Genomic DNA, 17,312 nt, shown 5'->3' on the forward strand with positions numbered 1-17,312 from the left:
TAAGGGTGTTCCTTGAGCAAGCGCGAAGCACACAACATACAGCAAACACCGGCGTGGCGTCCCGCGCTGGTGCTGGCGCTGTTCGTGCTGGCGTTGGCGGTGTTGCTGTGGCGCGCGCTGGATCTGCAGGTGCTGCGCCAGGACTTCCTGCAGGGGCAGGGTGATGCCCGTCACCTGCGGGTCATGGAGATCGCAGCGCATCGCGGAGTGATCTCCGATCGCAACGGCGAAGCGCTGGCCATCAGCTCCCCGGTGCAATCGGTCTGGGCGCATCCGGGGCGGCTGTTGGAGCAGTCCGCGCGCCTGCCGGAGCTGGCCCGGGTGCTGGGCCGGGATGCCGGCCGCCTGCGGGCCTACCTGCAGCGCCGCGCCGGGCGGGAATTCGTCTATCTTGAGCGCCACGTCAGCCCGGACCTCGCCGAGGACGTCATGGGGCTCGCCGTGCCGGGCGTCTACCTGCAGCGGGAATATCGCCGCTTTTATCCCGCCGGCGAGGTGACCGGCCAGTTGCTGGGCTTCACCAATGTGGATGACCAGGGCCAGGAAGGGGTGGAGCTCGCCTTCGACGACTGGCTGACCGGCACCGTGGGCGCCAAGCGGGTGATGCGGGACCGCCACGGCCGCGCGATCAAGGACGTGGAGCGTTTGCGCGAGGCCCGGCCGGGCAAGCCCCTGGTGCTGAGCATCGACCGGCGCTTGCAGTACCTGGCCTACCGTGAGCTCAAGGCCGCCTACCAGCAGCACAAGGCCCGCTCGGCCTCGCTGGTGCTGCTGGATGTGAGTACCAATGAAGTGCTCGCCATGGTCAACCAGCCGGCCTTCAATCCCAACGATCGCAGCGCGATCCGCCCCGGGCACTACCGCAACCGGGCCGTGACCGACGTCTTCGAGCCGGGTTCCACCATCAAGCCCTTCACCGTGGCGGCGGCGCTGGAGAGCGGCGAGTATCAACTGGACAGCGTGGTCCACACCAGCCCGGGTGTGGTACGGGTCGGTGGGCATCCAATCCGCGACCCGCGTGATTACGGCACCATCGATCTGGCCACGGTGCTGCACAAGTCCAGCACTGTCGGGGCGGCCAAGCTCGCCCTGGAATTGCCGCCGGATGCGCTTTGGGGGCTGTTGGCCCGCAGCGGTTTCGGCATGGGCACCGGCGCCGGTTTTCCCGGCGAAAGCGGTGGTCACCTGGCGAGCCGCCCGCCCCGCCGACCCATCGAACGTGCGACCCTGGCCTATGGTTATGGCCTGTCCGCCACCCCGTTGCAATTGGCCCAGGCCTATTCGGTACTGGCCGCCGACGGGGCGCTGCGCCCGGTGTCGTTCCTGCGCAGCCGCGAGCCTGCTCCCGCCAAACAGGTGTTGTCCCCGGAACTCGCCCGGGCCGTGCGCCAGATGATGGAAGGCGTAGTGGCCAACGGTGGCACCGGGCGGCGGGCGGCGGTGCCCGGTTACCGCATTGCCGGCAAGACCGGCACCTCCAAGAAATCGGTGGCGGGCGGTTATGCCGACGACCGCTACGTGGCGCTGTTCGCGGGGATGGCGCCGGCGAGCAAGCCGCGCCTGGTCTGTGTTGTGGTGATCGACGAGCCCCGCGACGGCAAGTTCTACGGCGGCCTGGTGGCAGCGCCCGTGTTCAGCAAGGTGATGGGCGGCGCACTGCGCCTGCTCAATGTGCCGCCGGACGATCTGCCCGCGGGCAGCGAGCTCTATGCGGTGGCGGGAGGCGTGTCCCCATGATCGCCGCCAGCCTGTATCCGCCCGGGCGGCCTCTGTCGCTGCTGCTCGCCTCCCTGGCCGCGGTGCCCGCCGAGCAGGACCGGCTGGTGACGGGCATGACCGTGGACAGCCGCGCCGTGGAGCGCGGTGATCTGTTTCTGGCCCTGGCCGGCACCCAGCGCCATGGGCTGGCCCATGTGGCCGATGCCGTGGAGCGGGGCGCCGCGGCCATCGTCTACGAGCCGCTGGACGAGCCGACGCTGGAATCGGCCCTGGCCTACTGCCGGCGTCATCGCATTGCCTGCCTGGCAGTGCCGGAGTTGAGCCGCCGCGCCGGCCTGCTGGCTGCCCGCTTCTACGATGAGCCCAGTCGGGAGCTAGCCGTGGTGGGCGTCACCGGCACCGACGGCAAGACCTCCGTGAGCCAGTTTCTGGCCCAGGCGCTGAGCGAGCCGGCCCACCCCTGCGGGGTGATTGGCACTCTGGGCTACGGCGTGCACGGCCAGCTGCGCCCGGCGAGCCACACCACGCCCGATGCCGTGCGCATACAGGCGCTGCTCGCCGAGGCCCGCGACCAGGGGGCTCGCCATGCCGCCATGGAGGTCTCTTCCCACGCGCTGGACCAGGCGCGAGCCAACGGTGTGCGCTTCGCCTGCGCGGTGCTGACCAACCTGGGTCGAGATCACCTGGACTATCACACGGACATGGCCGCCTATGCCGCGGCCAAGGCGAAGCTGTTCCGCAGCGAAAGCCTGCGCCATGCGGTACTCAACGCCGACGATGCCTTCGGCCGTCAGCTGTGCGAGGAGCTCGCCGGTCGCGTGCCCTTCACGGCCTACAGTCTGCGCGAGGATGCCCCGGTGGCGCTGCGCGCGTTACGCCTGCATTGCCGCCCGGAGGGGCTGGATCTGCGCGTCGATCTGCAGGGCGAGCAGGCCTCCCTGCGGGTGCCGCTGCTGGGGCGGTTCAACGCCGCCAACGTGCTGGCGGTGCTCGGCGCCCTGCATGCCCTGGGCATGCCGCTCCCCGAGGCCGTGGAGCGGCTGCGGCGGTTGCAGCCTGTGCCCGGGCGCATGGAACGGTTCGGTGGCGGGGGTTCGCCCTCGGTGGTGGTGGATTACGCCCATACGCCCGGCGCGCTGAGCGCCGCCCTGCAGGCCATGCGCGAGCATGTACAGGGCCGCTTGTGGCTGGTGTTCGGCTGCGGCGGGGATCGGGATGCGGGCAAGCGCCCGCTGATGGGTGCGGCTGCCGATGCCGGTGCCGACGCGGTGGTGCTCACCGACGATAACCCGCGCCAGGAGGACGGCGACGCTATTATCCGCGGGATTCTCGACGGTTTCTGCCGTCAGAAGCCCGTGGTGATCCGCAACCGCAAGGCAGCGATTCGTTGGGCCGTATCCCGGGCCGCGCCCGATGACGTGGTGCTGGTGGCGGGCAAGGGTCATGAGAGCTGGCAGTTGAGCGCCGGCCGGCGGCTCGCCCACAGCGATCGTGATCTGGCCCGCAAGCTGGTGGGGAGGGCGCTGCCATGAAGCCCCTGGGCTTGAACGAACTGGCGCGGGTGCTGGGCGGCAAGGCGCGGGGCGAGGCCGATCCCACGCTCACCCAGGTGGCCATCGACGGCCGGCGGGTGGAAGCCGGCGGCTTGTACGTGGCGATCCGCGGCGAGCGCTTCGACGGACATGATTTCATTGCCCAGGCGGCGGCCTCCGGCGCCGCCGCGGCCCTGGTGGAGCGGGACGGTGATTGGCCGTTGCCGGTGTGCCGGGTGGCGGACTGTCGTCGCGCCCTGGGCGCGCTGGGCCGGCACAATCGCCGCGCCGTGCCGGCACGGGTGGCGGCCATCACCGGCAGCAACGGCAAGACCACCGTCAAGGAAATGCTCGCCACCATCCTGCGCCGCGCCGGCGAGACCCTGGCGACCCAGGGCAATCTCAACAACGAGCTGGGCGTGCCGCTGACCCTGCTCCGCCTGGACGAGCGCCAGGATTACGCGGTCATCGAGATGGGCGCCAGCGCCGGCGGCGATATTGCTTATCTGTGCGCGCTGGCCGAGCCGGAGGTAGGCCTGGTGACCAACGCCGGGCCGGCGCACCTGGAAGGCTTCGGTGATCTGGACGGAGTGGCTCGGGGCAAGGGCGAAATGTTCGCCGGTATCGCCCCGAGCGGCACTGCGGTGATCAACGCCGACGACCCGTACGCGCCCCTGTGGCGGGAGCTCGCCGGTTCGCGCCGAGTGCTGGATTTTGGCCTGGAGCAGCCGGATGCCGCGGTGCGTGCCGAGCACGATGGGCAGGGCTGGCTGCTGCACACCCCGTGTGGTTCGGCGCGCCTGCCCCAGGTGCTGCCGGGCCGACACAACGTGCTGAACGCGCTGGCCGCCGGCGCCGCGGCCTTGGCGCTAGGCGTGTCGCTGCCGGACATCGTCCAGGGGCTGGCCGCGCTCCAACCCACCCCGGGTCGCTTGCACTGGCGTGTCGGGCGGGGTGGCGCGCGCCTGCTCGATGACAGCTACAACGCCAACCCCGTTTCCCTGCGCGCGGGGCTTGAAGTGTTGGCGGAGCAGCCGGGTGAGCGCTGGCTGGTGCTGGGCGACATGGCCGAGCTGGGCCCCGGCGCGGATGCGGTGCACGCCGAGGCGGGCCGTTTGGCGCGGCAATTGGGCGTGCAGCGCTTGTTCAGTTGCGGGCCGCGTTCGGCCCTTGCCGCCGAGAGTTTCGGCGCCGGGGCGCAGGCTTTCACTGACTGGCAGCAGGCCGCCGTGGCGCTGGCGCCGCAACTGAACGAGGGTGTGTGCGTGCTGATCAAGGGTTCCCGCAGTGCGGGTCTGGATGGACTGGTGGGTGCGCTGGCGCAGCCCGAGGCAGAGGAGGTCTAGGGGCGGTGCTGCTGTATCTCGCCAATTGGTTGGAAGGTTTCTACAGCGCCTTTGGGGTGTTCCAGTACCTGACGCTGCGCTCCATCCTGGGCGCGCTCACCGCGCTCACCATCGCGCTGCTGGTCGGCCCGGGCGTCATTCGCCGTCTGGTGGAGCTGAAGATCGGCCAGTACGTGCGCGACGATGGCCCGGAAAGCCATCTGAGCAAGGCCGGCACGCCCACCATGGGGGGGGCTCTGATTTTGCTGTCCATCGCCGCGGCCACACTGCTCTGGTCCGATCTGAGCAACCGGTACGTATGGGTGGTGCTGGTGGTGACCCTGGGTTTCGGCCTGGTGGGGGGCGTGGATGATTACCTCAAGCTGACCGGCCGCAACAGCAAGGGCTTGTCCGCCCGGGCCAAGTACTTCTGGCAATCCGTGCTGGGACTGGGGGTGGCGTTCTACCTCTTCCAAAGCGCCCAGACGCCGGTGGAGACCACCCTGATCGTGCCCCTGTTCAAGGAAGTGGCGCTGCCGCTGGGCTGGCTGTTCATTCCGCTGACTTACCTGGTGATCGTCGGTAGCTCCAACGCGGTGAACCTCACCGACGGGCTGGACGGTCTGGCGATCATGCCTACGGTGCTGGTGGCCGGCGCCCTGGCGGTGTTCGCCTACGCCACCGGCAACACGGTGTTCGCCACCTATCTGCAGATTCCCTATGTGGCGGGGGTGGGCGAGATCGTCGTCTTCTGCGGCGCGCTGGTGGGCGCGGGGCTCGGCTTTCTGTGGTTCAACACCTACCCGGCCCAGGTGTTCATGGGCGATGTGGGAGCGCTGGCCCTGGGAGCGGCGCTGGGCATCATCGCCGTGCTGGTGCGCCAGGAGCTGGTGCTGCTGATCATGGGTGGGGTTTTCGTCATGGAGACCGTCTCGGTGATCCTCCAGGTGGCCTCCTACAAGCTCACCGGGCGGCGGATCTTCCGCATGGCGCCGCTGCATCATCACTTTGAATTGAAAGGCTGGCCCGAACCCCGGGTCATCGTCCGCTTCTGGATCATCACGGTGATCCTGGTGCTGGCCGGGCTGGCCACGATGAAGATTCGCTGAGCAGGCATCGATGAACGCACAGGCCACACAACAGCCCTATACCGCAGTGGTCGGCCTCGGTCAGACCGGGCTGGCCTGCGCGCGTTTTCTGTGCGCGCGGGGCGTGGCGGTGCGCGTGACCGATTCCCGCGAGCAGCCCCCCGGGCTGGACGCGCTGCGCCGGGAGCTCCCCGCGGTGCCGGTCAGCCTGGGGGCGCTGGATGGCGCCCTGCTGTGTGGTGCCGAGCAGGTGGTGCTCAGCCCCGGCGTGGACCCGGCGGAGCCCGCCGTGCAAATGGCCCGGGAGCGGGGCGTGCCGGTGATCGGCGAGATCGAGTTGTTCGCCCGCCATGCCCGCGCGCCGGTGATCGCCATCACCGGGTCCAACGGCAAGAGCACCGTGACCAGCCTGGTGGGCGAGATGGCTCAGGCCGCCGGCGTGGATGTGGCCGTGGGCGGCAATCTGGGCACCAACGCATTGGCGCTGATTCGCGAACCGGAGGCCGAGCTCTACGTGCTGGAGCTCTCCAGCTTCCAGTTGGAGACCACGGACACCCTGGCGCCGGTGGCCGCGGCCGTGCTCAATCTGAGCGCCGACCACCTGGATCGCTACAGCGGTATGGCCGAGTACGCCGCCGCCAAGGAGCGCATTTACCGCCACGCCCGATTGCTGGTGGTCAACCGGGATGATCCCGCCGTGCGTGCCATGGCGCGCAGCGGCCGGCGCGTGATGGGCTTCACACTGCATGAGCCGACCCGCGGCGATTACGGGCTGCGCGCGCACCAGGGCGGCCTTTGGCTGGCCCGGGGCGAGCAGCCGCTGCTCGATTGCACGCAGTTGAAGATCGCCGGACGGCATAACCAGGCCAATGCCCTGGCGGCCCTGGCCCTGGGCGAGGCGGCGGGCCTGCCCCTGCAGGCCATGCTCGGTGCGCTGCGGGCGTTCACCGGTCTGCCCCATCGCACCGAATGGGTGGGTGAGGGCGGCGGCGTGCGCTGGTACAACGATTCCAAGGGCACCAACGTGGGTGCCACCCTGGCGGCGGTTCAGGGTCTGCCCGGCCCGCTGGTGCTGATCATGGGCGGCATCGACAAGGACGGCGACTTCTCGCCTCTGCGAGACCCCTTGGTGGAAAAGGCCCGGGGCGTGATCCTCATCGGCCGGGATGCGCCGCGGATCGAGCAGGCCCTGCGCGGTGCGGTGCGCATGCGGCGCGCGGGGGATATGGGCGAAGCGGTACGGCTCGCCGCCGAACTGGCCGAGCCGGGGGATGCGGTGCTGCTCTCGCCCGCCTGCGCGAGTTTCGACATGTATTCCGGTTTCGAGGCCCGGGGCGATGATTTTCGCCGCCGGGCGCGGGAGGTGCTGGCATGATCGCCGCCACCGAGAGCCGCCGGCGCAGCCTGCCGCTGTGGCCCAATCTGGATTATCGCTTGATGGGCGTATGCCTGACCCTGCTCGCCATCGGCGTGATCATGGTGGGTTCGGCGTCCATCTCCACCGCCGCGGACAATCTGGGCAATCCGCTGTATTTCATGGAGCGCCAGGCGGTCTATGCCGTGCTGGGGCTGGCCGGGGCGGCCGTGGCCCTGCGTATCCCCCTGGCGCACTGGCAGAGCGCAAGCGGACTGCTGCTGGTGCTGGCCTACATCCTGCTGTTGGCGGTACTGATACCCGGGGTCGGCAAGACGGTGAACGGCAGCACACGCTGGATTCCCCTGGGGGTGTTCAACCTGCAGGTTTCCGAGCCCGCGAAGCTGTTCGTGCTCATGTATCTGAGTGCTTGGCTGGTGCGGCGCCCCACCCAGTTGCGGCAACGCTGGATGGGCTTGCTGTTGCCGATGGCTGTGATGGGGCTTGCGGCTGTGCTGTTGTTGGCGGAGCCCGATTTCGGTGCCGCCGTGGTGTTGGCGGCCTCCGGCATGGCCATGCTGTTTCTGGCCGGCGCGCCGCTGCTGCGTTTTTTGCTGCTGATGGGTGGGCTGGTCGGCATCGGCACCCTGCTCATCGTCCTGGAGCCCTACCGCCTGGAACGCCTGAGCGGTTTCCTCAACCCCTGGGCGGACCCCTTCGACAGCGGCTTCCAGCTCACCCAGTCGCTGATTGCCATCGGTCGGGGCGAGTGGTTCGGCGTGGGGCTGGGGGGCAGCGTGCAGAAGCTGTTCTACCTGCCCGAGGCCCACACGGATTTCGTCTTCGCCGTGCTGGCCGAGGAATTCGGCCTGCTGGGGGTGTGCGTGATCATCGCGCTCTACGGTTGGCTGTTCTGGCGCGCCATGCGCATCGGCTCCCACAGCCTGCGCCAAGGTCGGCCCTTCGGCGCTTATCTCGCGTACGGCATCGGTATCTGGCTGGGGCTGCAGGCGCTGATCAACATGGGCGTGAACATGGGCCTGCTGCCCACCAAGGGGCTGACCCTGCCGCTGATGAGCTATGGCGGCAGCAGCCTGCTGGTGACCTGCGCGGCCCTGGCACTATTGCTGCGCTGCGATTACGAATCGCGTCTGGCGGGGCAATCGGCCCTGCGCGGCGGGAAGGTGCCGGCATGAGTGCCCCGGTGATGATCATGGCCGGCGGCACCGGCGGGCATGTGTTCCCGGGGTTGGCGGTGGCGCGGGAGCTTGCCCGCCGGGATGTGCCGATTGTTTGGCTGGGCACCCGGGCCGGGCTGGAGGCCGAGCAGGTGCCCGCGGCGGGCATTCCCTTGGAGCATGTGAGCGTGCGGGGCCTGAGAGGCAACGGGCTCAGGGGTTGGCTGCTGGCGCCCTGGATGTTGCTGCGCGCGGTGGGGCAGGCCCGCAGGGCCATCCGCCGTCACCGCCCGCGGGCGGTGCTGGGCATGGGTGGCTATGCCGCGGGGCCCGGCGCCATCGCCGCGTGGCTGAGCGGGGTGCCGCTGGTGATCCATGAGCAAAACGCGGTGCCGGGTCTCACCAACCGCTGGCTGGTGCGGCTGGCGAGGCGGGTGCTCACCGGTTTCGACGGTGTGCTGGCCGGCCCGAAGGCGCGTTTCGTGGGCAATCCGGTGCGGGAGGCGCTGATCGCTGCTCGGCAGGCCGACGCCACCGCGCCGAATGCGCCGCCGCACTTGTTGGTGCTCGGCGGCAGCCTGGGCGCGGAGGCCCTCAACCAGATAGTGCCCGCGGCGCTTGCGCTGATGGCACCCGAAGACCGCCCCCAAGTGCGCCACCAGGCGGGCAAGCGGACCCTGGGCATTGCCCGGGAAGCCTACGGTGTCGCGGGGGTGGAGGCCGAGGTCAGCGCGTTCATCGACGACATGGCGGCGGCCTACCGCTGGGCGGACCTGGTGATTTGCCGCGCGGGCGCACTCACGGTGGCGGAACTGGCGGTGATGGGCGTGCCGGCGCTGCTGGTGCCGCTGCCTCATGCGGTGGATGACCACCAGCGCGCCAATGCGCGTTATCTGGCGGATGCCGGAGCGGGGGAGCTGCTGTCGCAGCGCGAGCTGACCGCGCAGTTACTGTGCGAGCGGCTGGAGCATTATCTGCACGACGACAATACCCGGCATCTGGCCGAGATGGCCGAACGGGCCCGGGCGCTGGGGCGGCCGGACGCCGCCGCGGCCGTGGCGGATGCCTGCCTGGAGGTGGCGCGATGAGCGGCGCGATGGAGCGTGGATGGGATCATACCCGGCCCGGCGCAATGGGCCGAGTGCGCCGGGTGCATTTCGTGGGCATCGGCGGCGCCGGCATGAGCGGCATCGCCGAGGTGCTGCTGAACCTGGGGTATACAGTGACCGGCTCGGACCTGAAGGCCGGGCCGGTCACCCGCCGACTGGAGAGCCTGGGCGCGCGGGTCGCGCTGGGGCACAGCGGCGAAAACGTGCGTTACGCCGATGCGGTGGTCATTTCCAGCGCGGTGGGCGAGGACAATCCGGAAGTGCAGGCGGCGCGTGCGGCGCGGGTGCCCATCGTGCCCCGCGCCGAGATGCTCGCCGAACTGATGCGTTTTCGCTTCGGCATTGCCGTCGCCGGCACTCACGGCAAGACCACCACCACCAGTCTGGTGGCCAGTCTGCTGGCCGAGGGCGAGCTGGACCCGACCTTTGTCATCGGCGGGCGGCTCAACTCAGCCGCCAGCAACGCGCGCCTGGGCCAGGGCCGCTACCTGGTGGCCGAGGCCGACGAGAGCGATGCCTCCTTCCTGTTTCTGCAGCCGATGATGGCCGTGGTCACCAATGTGGACGCGGATCACCTGGACACCTACGGCGGTGATTTCGACCGCCTGCGGGGAACGTTCCTGGAGTTTCTGCACCATCTGCCCTTCTACGGCCTGGCCGTGATGTGCGGGGATGATCCGGTGATCCGCGAGATGCTGCCGGAAATCACCCGTCCGGTGCGCACCTACGGCTTCGACGAGGGGGCGGACCTGCGCGCGGTGGATCTGCGCCAGGACGGGCGCCGTACACACTTTCGTGTGCTCGGCAGCCAGGGCGAAGACTTCACCGTGGATCTGAACCTGCCTGGCCGGCACAACGTGCAGAACGCCCTGGCGGCAACCGCCATCGCCCTGGAGTTGGGCGTGGGGCAGGACGCGATCCAGCGCGGATTCACCGAATTCCAGGGCATAGGCCGGCGCTTCCAGAGTTATGGCGAAATTCCGGTACCCGGCGGCGGGCGGGCGCTGCTGGTGGATGATTACGGCCACCACCCCATCGAGATCGCCGCGGTACTGCAGGCCGTGCGCGGCGGCTGGCCGGAGCGGCGTCTGGTGGTGGCCTTCCAGCCCCATCGTTACAGCCGAACCCGGGACCTGTTCGAGGACTTCGCCCGGGTGCTGGCCGATGTGGACGCGCTGCTGCTCACCGAAGTCTTTGCCGCCGGCGAGCCCGCCGTGGTGGGCGCCGACGGCCGCGCCCTGGCCGGCGCGATTCGCGCCCGGGGCAAGGTCAATCCGGTGTTCGTGGAGAACGTGGATGAGTTGATCGACACCCTGCCGCCGCTGCTGCGTGATGGCGATATCGTCCTCACCCTGGGCGCCGGCAGCATCGGCACCGCGGGTGCTGCCCTGATCGAAAAGCTGGGCGGAGGCGAGCAATGATGGCGGCGCGGCGTCAGCAGGGGGAGCTATTGGAGCAGGTGCCGTTGCACCGCTACACCTCCTGGCGCGTGGGCGGCCCGGCCGAGCGCTTCTATCGCCCGGTGGATCTTGCCGATCTATGCGCCTTTCTCGCGGAGTTGCCCGCCGACGAGCCGCTGACCTGGCTGGGGCTGGGCAGCAATCTGCTGGTGCGGGACGGCGGTGTGCGCGGCACGGTGATCCACACCCAGGGCGGCTTGGATCGCATCGAAGCGATGGCTGGCCAACGCCTGCGAGTGGAGGCGGGCAGCGCCTGCGCCAAGGTGGCGAAGTTCGCCGCCCGGGAAGGCCTGGCCGGTGCCGCCTTCCTGGCCGGCATCCCCGGGACCTTCGGCGGAGCCCTGGCGATGAACGCCGGCGCCTTCGGCGGTGAAACCTGGGAGCGAGTCGAGGCGGTGCAGACCGTGGATCGGCACGGGGTGCTGCGCGAGCGGCCCAGATCGGATTTTCAGGTGGCCTACCGTGAGGTGTGCGGCCCGGAGGGCGAATGGTTCGTGGCGGGCATTCTGGCGCTGGATGCCGGCAGCCCGGCGCGCCTGGCCGAGGAAGGGCGCGCCCTGCTGGCGCGCCGTGGCGGCAGCCAGCCCATCGGCAAGCCGAGCTGCGGCTCGGTGTTTCGCAACCCGCCCGCCGACCACGCCGCCCGCCTGATCGAGGAGGCTGGTTTGAAGGGGTACCGCATCGGTGGCGCCCTGGTGTCCGAAAAGCACGCGAATTTCATTCTCAACGAGGAGGGCGCGAGTGCGGCGGATATCGAAGCGTTGATGGGGCACGTGCGCGATACGGTGCTCATCCGCTTCGGTGTGCGGCTCGAGCCCGAGGTGCGCATTGTGGGAGAACCTGCATGAGCGTGAAGCTGACCGACCCCGCCGTGCTGGGGCGTGTGGCCGTGCTGCTGGGCGGCTGGTCTGCGGAGCGGCCGGTGTCGCTCAAGAGCGGCGCGGCGGTGCTGGCCGCCTTGCAGCGCCGGGGCGTGGCCGCCGAGGCCGTGGACCCGGCGGAGCAGGGCCTGGAAGTGCTGCGCGATTTCGATCGTGCCTTCATTGCGCTGCACGGCCGGGGTGGTGAGGACGGCGTGATTCAGGGCGCGCTGGAGGCGCTGGGTATTCCCTACACCGGCAGCGGCGTGTTGGCGTCGGCCGTCGCCATGGACAAGCACCGCACCAAGCTGCTTTGGCTGGGTTGCGGAGATCTGCCCACGCCGGTGCACGCGCGCCTGGATGCCACGACGGATTGGGACGCGCTGGTGGCGCGCCTGGGTGTGCCACTCATGGTCAAGCCGGCGCGTGAGGGCTCCAGTATCGGCATGAGCAAGGTCATGGATGCGCCGGAGTTGTGCCGCGCCTGGCGGGAGGCGGCCCGTTTCGATGCCGAGGTGATCGCCGAGCGCTGGATCGAAGGCGGAGAGTACACCGTGGCGGTGCTCGATGGTGAGGCACTGCCGGTGATCCGCCTGGAGACACCGCGTAGCTTCTATGACTACGACGCCAAGTACTCGGCCAACGACACACAGTACCACTGCCCCTGCGGTCTGTCGGCGGCGGAGGAGCAGGCCATGCAAGCCTTGGCGCTGCGGGCCTTCGAGGCCGTCGGCGGCCAGGGCTGGGGTCGGGTGGATGTAATGCGTGAGGCCGACGGTCGGCTTTGGCTGCTGGAGGTCAACACCGTGCCGGGGATGACCGATCACTCCCTGGTGCCCATGGCAGCGCGTCAGGCGGGCATGGATTTCGACGAGCTGTGCTGGCGGATTCTCGCGGGCAGCCTGGAGAGGGCCGCGTGACCCGCGCCGAGCGCCAGCCGAGCGAGGCCGGCCCGCTGCTGCTCAGCCGGCTCCGCTGGGTATTGGCTGGCGCGCTGTTGGTACTGGTGCTGATCGGCGGGCGCGGCGCGTGGCACTGGTTGGGCTCCGATGAGCTCTTCCCGCTGCGCGGGGTCAGCCTGCAGGGCGAGCTGCGCCATGTGGACGAAGCGGCATTGCGGGAGGCCATGAGCGTGCACTTGGGACGCGGCATGCTGGGCTTGGACATGGATGCGATCCGCCGGGCGGTGGAAGCGCTCCCCTGGGTCGAGCGCGCCGCCGCGCGACGCCTCTGGCCCGGCACCCTCCTGCTGGAAGTGCGCGAACAGCAGGCGCTTGGACGTTGGGGTGAGGCCGCACTGGTCAGCGTCGAAGGTGAGCTGTTTCGCCCCGAGGCGGCCAGCGTCCCCGAGGGTCTGCCCGCGCTGCACGGGCCGGATGTCGAGGCCGCGCGCGTGGCGAGCCGGTACTTGGCACTGCGGGAGCGGTTTGATCAGGTCGGGTTGGCGTTGACGGGGCTCAGCCTGGACGCTCGTGATAGCTGGCGCCTGACCCTGGCGGACGGGGCCCGGTTGGAACTGGGCAGCGAGGAAACCGAACGGCGTGTGAGCCGTTTTCTGCGCGTCTGGCCAAGGCTGGATAGCGGTGAGCGGGGGTTGGCGCGGGTGGACCTGCGTTATCCCCACGGATTTGCGGTGGCCTGGGCGGAGCCCGGGCCGGACAAGAGAGTTGGGGGAAGCGAGTGATGTCCAGGAAAGACGAGCGCAACATGCTGGTGGGCCTTGATATCGGTACCTCCAAGGTGGTTGCCATCGTGGGCGAGGTGACCCCGGAGGGGGCACTGGAAGTGGTGGGTATCGGTTCCCACCCCTCCCGGGGCCTGAAGAAGGGCGTGGTGGTAAATATCGAATCCACCGTGCAGTCGATTCAACGGGCTGTGCGTGAGGCGGAGTTGATGGCCGATTGCCAGGTGCAATCCGTATTCGCCGGTATCGCCGGCAGCCATGTGCGCTCGCTCAACTCCCACGGCATCGTCGCCATCCGCGACAAGGAAGTGACCCAAAACGACGTGGAGCGGGTGATCGATGCCGCCCGCGCGGTGGCGATTCCGGCCGACCAGAAGATCCTGCACATCCTCCCCCAGGAGTTCGTGATCGATAACCAGGAGGGCATCCGCGAGCCGGTGGGCATGTCGGGTGTGCGTCTGGAGGCGAAGGTGCACATGGTTACCGGCGCGGTGAGCGCGGCGCAGAACATCATCAAGTGCGTGCGCCGCTGCGGGCTGGAAGTGGAAGACGTGGTACTGGAACAGCTCGCCTCCAGTCACGCGGTGCTCACCGACGATGAGAAGGAGCTCGGCGTGTGCTTGGTGGACATGGGCGGCGGCACCACGGATCTGGCCGTGTACACCGAAGGGGCGATCCGCCACAGCGCCGTGATCCCCATCGCCGGAGACCAGGTAACCAACGATATTGCGGTGGCGCTGCGCACCCCGACCCAGCACGCCGAAGAGATCAAGGTGAAGTACGCCTGCGCACTGGGCCAGTTGGCCAGCGCCGAGGAGACCATTGAGGTCCCCTCGGTGGGCGACCGTCCGCCCCGCCGCCTCTCCCGCCAGACCCTGGCCGAGGTGGTGGAGCCGCGCTACGAGGAGTTGTTGAAGCTGGTGCAGCAGGAACTGCGCCGCAGCGGCTTCGAGGACTTATGCGCCGCGGGCATCGTGCTCACCGGCGGCAGCGCGAAGATGGAAGGGGCGATCGACCTGGCGGAAGAGATCTTCCACATGCCCGTGCGCATGGGCCTTCCGCAACACGTGAGCGGCCTGTCCGATGTGGTGCGTAACCCGATATACGCCACTGGCGTGGGGCTGTTGCTGGTGGGCAGAAGCAATCAAGGAACCCACGAGCTGGACGGTGGCTCCCCGAAGAGCGGGGCTGCGCTGTGGGAGCGGATGAAGAGCTGGTTTCAGGGAAATTTTTAGTGCCGGCGCCCTTGGGCGGCCGGTGAAGGATCCGACGGAGAAGGAGGCATGTTGCCATGTTTGAATTGATGGACTCGTTCAGCCAGAACGCTGTAATCAAGGTGATCGGTGTCGGTGGGGGCGGCGGCAATGCCGTGGCCCACATGGTCGCCGCTGATGTGGAAGGTGTGGATTTCATCTGCGCCAACACCGATGCCCAGGCATTGCAGAACACTGCCGCGCGCACGGTTCTGCAGCTGGGTACCGGCATCACCAAGGGCCTGGGCGCCGGCGCCAACCCCGAGGTTGGTCGCAACGCCGCGATGGAAGATCGCGACCGCATCGCCGAGGTGCTGGAAGGGGCCGATATGGTCTTCATCACCGCCGGCATGGGGGGCGGTACCGGTACCGGCGCCGCACCGGTGGTTGCACAGATTGCCCGGGAAATGGGCATTCTCACCGTGGCGGTGGTGACCAAGCCTTTCCCCTTCGAGGGCGGCAAGCGCATGCGTGTGGCGGTGGAAGGTGCCGAGGAGTTGAGCAAGCACGTCGACTCCCTGATCACGATCCCCAACGAGAAATTGCTGGCGGTGCTGGGGCCGAAGCAGACTCTGCTGGATGCTTTCAAGTCCGCCAACGACGTACTGCTGGGCGCGGTGCGGGGCATCGCCGAGCTGATCACCCGGCCGGGCTTGATCAACGTCGACTTTGCCGACGTGCGCACGGTCATGTCCGAGATGGGTATGGCCGTGATGGGTAATGGCGCCGCCAGCGGTGAAGGCCGAGCCCGGGAAGCCGCCGAACGCGCCATCCAGTGTCCCTTGCTGGAAGATGTGAACCTGGCCGGCGCCAACGGCATTCTGGTCAACGTCACCGCGGGCATGGACTTGTCGATCGGCGAGTTCGACGAGGTGGGCAATGCTATCCGTGAGTTCGCCAACGAGGAGGCCACCGTGGTGGTGGGTACCGTGATCGATCCGGAACTGGAAGGCGAGCTGCGGGTGACCGTGGTAGCCACCGGTCTGGGGCGCGAGCGTGTTGCCGAGCCTGCCCCGGCCCAGGCGCCGGAGCTGAAAGCGGTGAAGACCGCCAGTGGCGAAGTGGACTACGGCAAACTCGACCGGCCTACCGTGATTCGCAAGAAAGCGGCCAACGGTTATCCCGAGCCTGCCCAGGGCGGTGACATGGACTACCTGGATATCCCGGCGTTCCTGCGCCGCCAAGCGGACTGATTTGCCTTTTCCGTCGGATGGCCTCGGGCCCGGTCTGCCGGGCCCGAGGCGACTATCAGCGCGTCGATGGAACTTGTGCTCTCGTTCACTTTCTAAGCCAACGACTGTATGCAAGCATGATTTATTGCAGTAATATTGCGCCGCAACGCGTCTGCTTGACCTGACGCAATATTTTTGATTGGAGCACGCCCAGACGATGATCCGCCAGCGCACACTAAAGAACAGCATCCGGGCCACCGGCGTGGGCCTGCACACGGGCGATAAGGTATACCTCACTCTGAGGCCGGCCCCGGTCGATACCGGGATCGTGTTCCGCCGGGTGGATCTGGATACGCCGGTGGAAATCCATGCCAACCCGGAGAATGTAGGCGACACCCGCCTGTCCACCTGCCTGGTGCAGGGTGATGTGCGTGTTTCCACCGTGGAGCATCTGCTCTCCGCCATGGCGGGTCTGGGCATCGATAACGCGTATGTGGATCTGAGCGCGCCGGAAGTGCCGATCATGGACGGCAGCGCCGGGCCCTTTGTTTTCTTGATTCGTTCTGCCGGGATCTGCGAGCAGGAAGCCGCCAAGCGTTTCATTCGCATCACTCGGCCGGTAGAGGTCCGCGAGGGCGACAAGTGGGTGCGCTTCGAGCCCTTTGACGGGTTCAAGGTCGGGTTCAGTATCGAGTTCGATCATCCGGTGTTCGCGAGCACTACGCAGACGGCCGAAATCGATTTTTCATCCACCTCCTTCGTCAAGGAGGTGAGTCGCGCGCGCACCTTCGGATTCATGCGTGACATCGAGTTTCTGCAAGAGCGCAAGCTGGCCCTGGGCGGAAGCCTGGACAACGCTATCGTCATCGATGACTTCCGCATCCTCAACGAGGATGGCCTGCGCTACCGTGACGAGTTCGTGAAGCACAAGATACTGGACGCCATCGGTGATCTGTATCTGTTGGGTCATAGCCTGATCGGCGCCTTCAAGGGGCACAAGTCCGGTCATGCGATGAACAACATGTTGCTGCGCCAGTTGCTGGCCCAGGCCGATGCCTGGGAAGAGGTGGCCTTCGAGCAGCCGGAGTCGGCTCCGATCCTGTTCGATCAGCCCCTGCCGGTCGCCTGAGTCTGGCCCAGTTCTGTGACAGCTTGTTGACGCCCTGCGGGGCGTCTGTATAATCCACGTTTCTCGTCGCAGCCAAGGGCTTGTCGGCGAGGTGGTTCAAGGCCACCGAACTGGGGCTTGAATCTTTCCCCAAGGCGCCTATAATGCGCGCCTTCCTTCGGTACCCAGTGGTGCTGAAGGGGCCTCGAAAGAGGGCTTGACAGGGCGGCGCTTCCGAGTAGAATGCGCTTCCCGCTTGAGGCGAAAGGCCTTGAGCTTACCGGGCCAGCCCCGGGATCTTTAACAAGTTGAACCAGATAACTTGTGTGGGTGCTTGCATTGATAGGTGCTGAGAAGTGCCAAAAATATCGGTGTAAGCAACCTCAAGTCTTTTCTTGAGATAGCTTGCGTCGAGCCAAGATTTGTCACCTCAAGTGACAGTTCAAACTTGAACTGAAGAGTTTGATCCT

Annotated in this window: 14 protein-coding genes; all 14 read left to right on the forward strand. The window is 67.9% G+C overall.

Annotated elements, in window-relative coordinates:
- The first annotated feature begins 12 nt into the window (after positions 1-12).
- The 14 genes from GBG68_RS08770 (at position 13) to lpxC (ending at position 16,863) form a co-directional block, all read left to right on the forward strand.
- Entirely contained in the window at positions 13-1,737 is a 1,725-nt protein-coding gene (locus GBG68_RS08770) for a peptidoglycan D,D-transpeptidase FtsI family protein (protein ID WP_193323666.1), read from the forward strand.
- Positions 1,734-3,251: a UDP-N-acetylmuramoyl-L-alanyl-D-glutamate--2,6-diaminopimelate ligase gene (locus GBG68_RS08775; RefSeq protein ID WP_152146568.1), complete on the forward strand. Its 1,518-nt coding sequence runs from the start codon at positions 1,734-1,736 to the stop codon at positions 3,249-3,251. The genes GBG68_RS08770 and GBG68_RS08775 overlap by 4 nt, the downstream gene beginning before the upstream one ends.
- Positions 3,248-4,597 carry a UDP-N-acetylmuramoyl-tripeptide--D-alanyl-D-alanine ligase gene (locus GBG68_RS08780; RefSeq protein ID WP_152146569.1) on the forward strand — a complete coding sequence of 450 codons (1,350 nt, stop codon included), beginning with the start codon at positions 3,248-3,250 and terminating at the stop codon, positions 4,595-4,597. Before GBG68_RS08775 ends, GBG68_RS08780 begins: the two co-directional genes overlap by 4 nt.
- Before the next feature lie 5 nt (positions 4,598-4,602).
- Positions 4,603-5,685, forward strand: coding sequence for a phospho-N-acetylmuramoyl-pentapeptide-transferase (gene mraY, locus GBG68_RS08785; RefSeq protein ID WP_152146570.1), 1,083 nt, complete (start codon positions 4,603-4,605; stop codon positions 5,683-5,685).
- A 10-nt stretch (positions 5,686-5,695) separates the two neighbouring features.
- Positions 5,696-7,039: a UDP-N-acetylmuramoyl-L-alanine--D-glutamate ligase gene (gene murD / locus GBG68_RS08790; protein ID WP_152146571.1), complete on the forward strand. Its 1,344-nt coding sequence runs from the start codon at positions 5,696-5,698 to the stop codon at positions 7,037-7,039.
- Complete coding sequence (gene ftsW / locus GBG68_RS08795; RefSeq protein ID WP_152146572.1) at positions 7,036-8,214, forward strand: putative lipid II flippase FtsW; 1,179 nt, start codon at positions 7,036-7,038, stop codon at positions 8,212-8,214. Before murD ends, ftsW begins: the two co-directional genes overlap by 4 nt.
- Positions 8,211-9,284: an undecaprenyldiphospho-muramoylpentapeptide beta-N-acetylglucosaminyltransferase gene (gene murG, locus GBG68_RS08800; protein ID WP_152146573.1), complete on the forward strand. Its 1,074-nt coding sequence runs from the start codon at positions 8,211-8,213 to the stop codon at positions 9,282-9,284. Before ftsW ends, murG begins: the two co-directional genes overlap by 4 nt.
- Positions 9,281-10,726 carry a UDP-N-acetylmuramate--L-alanine ligase gene (gene murC / locus GBG68_RS08805; protein WP_226801752.1) on the forward strand — a complete coding sequence of 482 codons (1,446 nt, stop codon included), beginning with the start codon at positions 9,281-9,283 and terminating at the stop codon, positions 10,724-10,726. The genes murG and murC overlap by 4 nt, the downstream gene beginning before the upstream one ends.
- Positions 10,723-11,613, forward strand: coding sequence for a UDP-N-acetylmuramate dehydrogenase (gene murB, locus GBG68_RS08810; RefSeq protein ID WP_152146574.1), 891 nt, complete (start codon positions 10,723-10,725; stop codon positions 11,611-11,613). The genes murC and murB overlap by 4 nt, the downstream gene beginning before the upstream one ends.
- The gene (locus tag GBG68_RS08815) at positions 11,610-12,545 is read left to right on the forward strand and encodes a D-alanine--D-alanine ligase (protein ID WP_152146575.1); all 936 of its coding nucleotides are present in this window, start codon (positions 11,610-11,612) and stop codon (positions 12,543-12,545) included. Before murB ends, GBG68_RS08815 begins: the two co-directional genes overlap by 4 nt.
- Positions 12,542-13,309, forward strand: a complete 768-nt coding sequence (locus tag GBG68_RS08820) for a cell division protein FtsQ/DivIB (protein WP_193222271.1) — start codon at positions 12,542-12,544, stop codon at positions 13,307-13,309. Before GBG68_RS08815 ends, GBG68_RS08820 begins: the two co-directional genes overlap by 4 nt.
- Positions 13,309-14,544 carry a cell division protein FtsA gene (gene ftsA, locus GBG68_RS08825; RefSeq protein ID WP_152146577.1) on the forward strand — a complete coding sequence of 412 codons (1,236 nt, stop codon included), beginning with the start codon at positions 13,309-13,311 and terminating at the stop codon, positions 14,542-14,544. Before GBG68_RS08820 ends, ftsA begins: the two co-directional genes overlap by 1 nt.
- A gap of 56 nt (positions 14,545-14,600) precedes the next feature.
- Complete coding sequence (gene ftsZ / locus GBG68_RS08830; protein ID WP_152146578.1) at positions 14,601-15,755, forward strand: cell division protein FtsZ; 1,155 nt, start codon at positions 14,601-14,603, stop codon at positions 15,753-15,755.
- Positions 15,756-15,951: 196 nt separating this feature from the next.
- Positions 15,952-16,863: a UDP-3-O-acyl-N-acetylglucosamine deacetylase gene (lpxC, locus tag GBG68_RS08835; protein ID WP_152146579.1), complete on the forward strand. Its 912-nt coding sequence runs from the start codon at positions 15,952-15,954 to the stop codon at positions 16,861-16,863.
- The last annotated feature ends 449 nt before the right edge of the window (positions 16,864-17,312 follow it).

Source organism: Alkalilimnicola sp. S0819 (genome assembly GCF_009295635.1).
In the GTDB taxonomy this organism is placed as follows: Bacteria; Pseudomonadota; Gammaproteobacteria; order Nitrococcales; family WHIW01; genus S0819.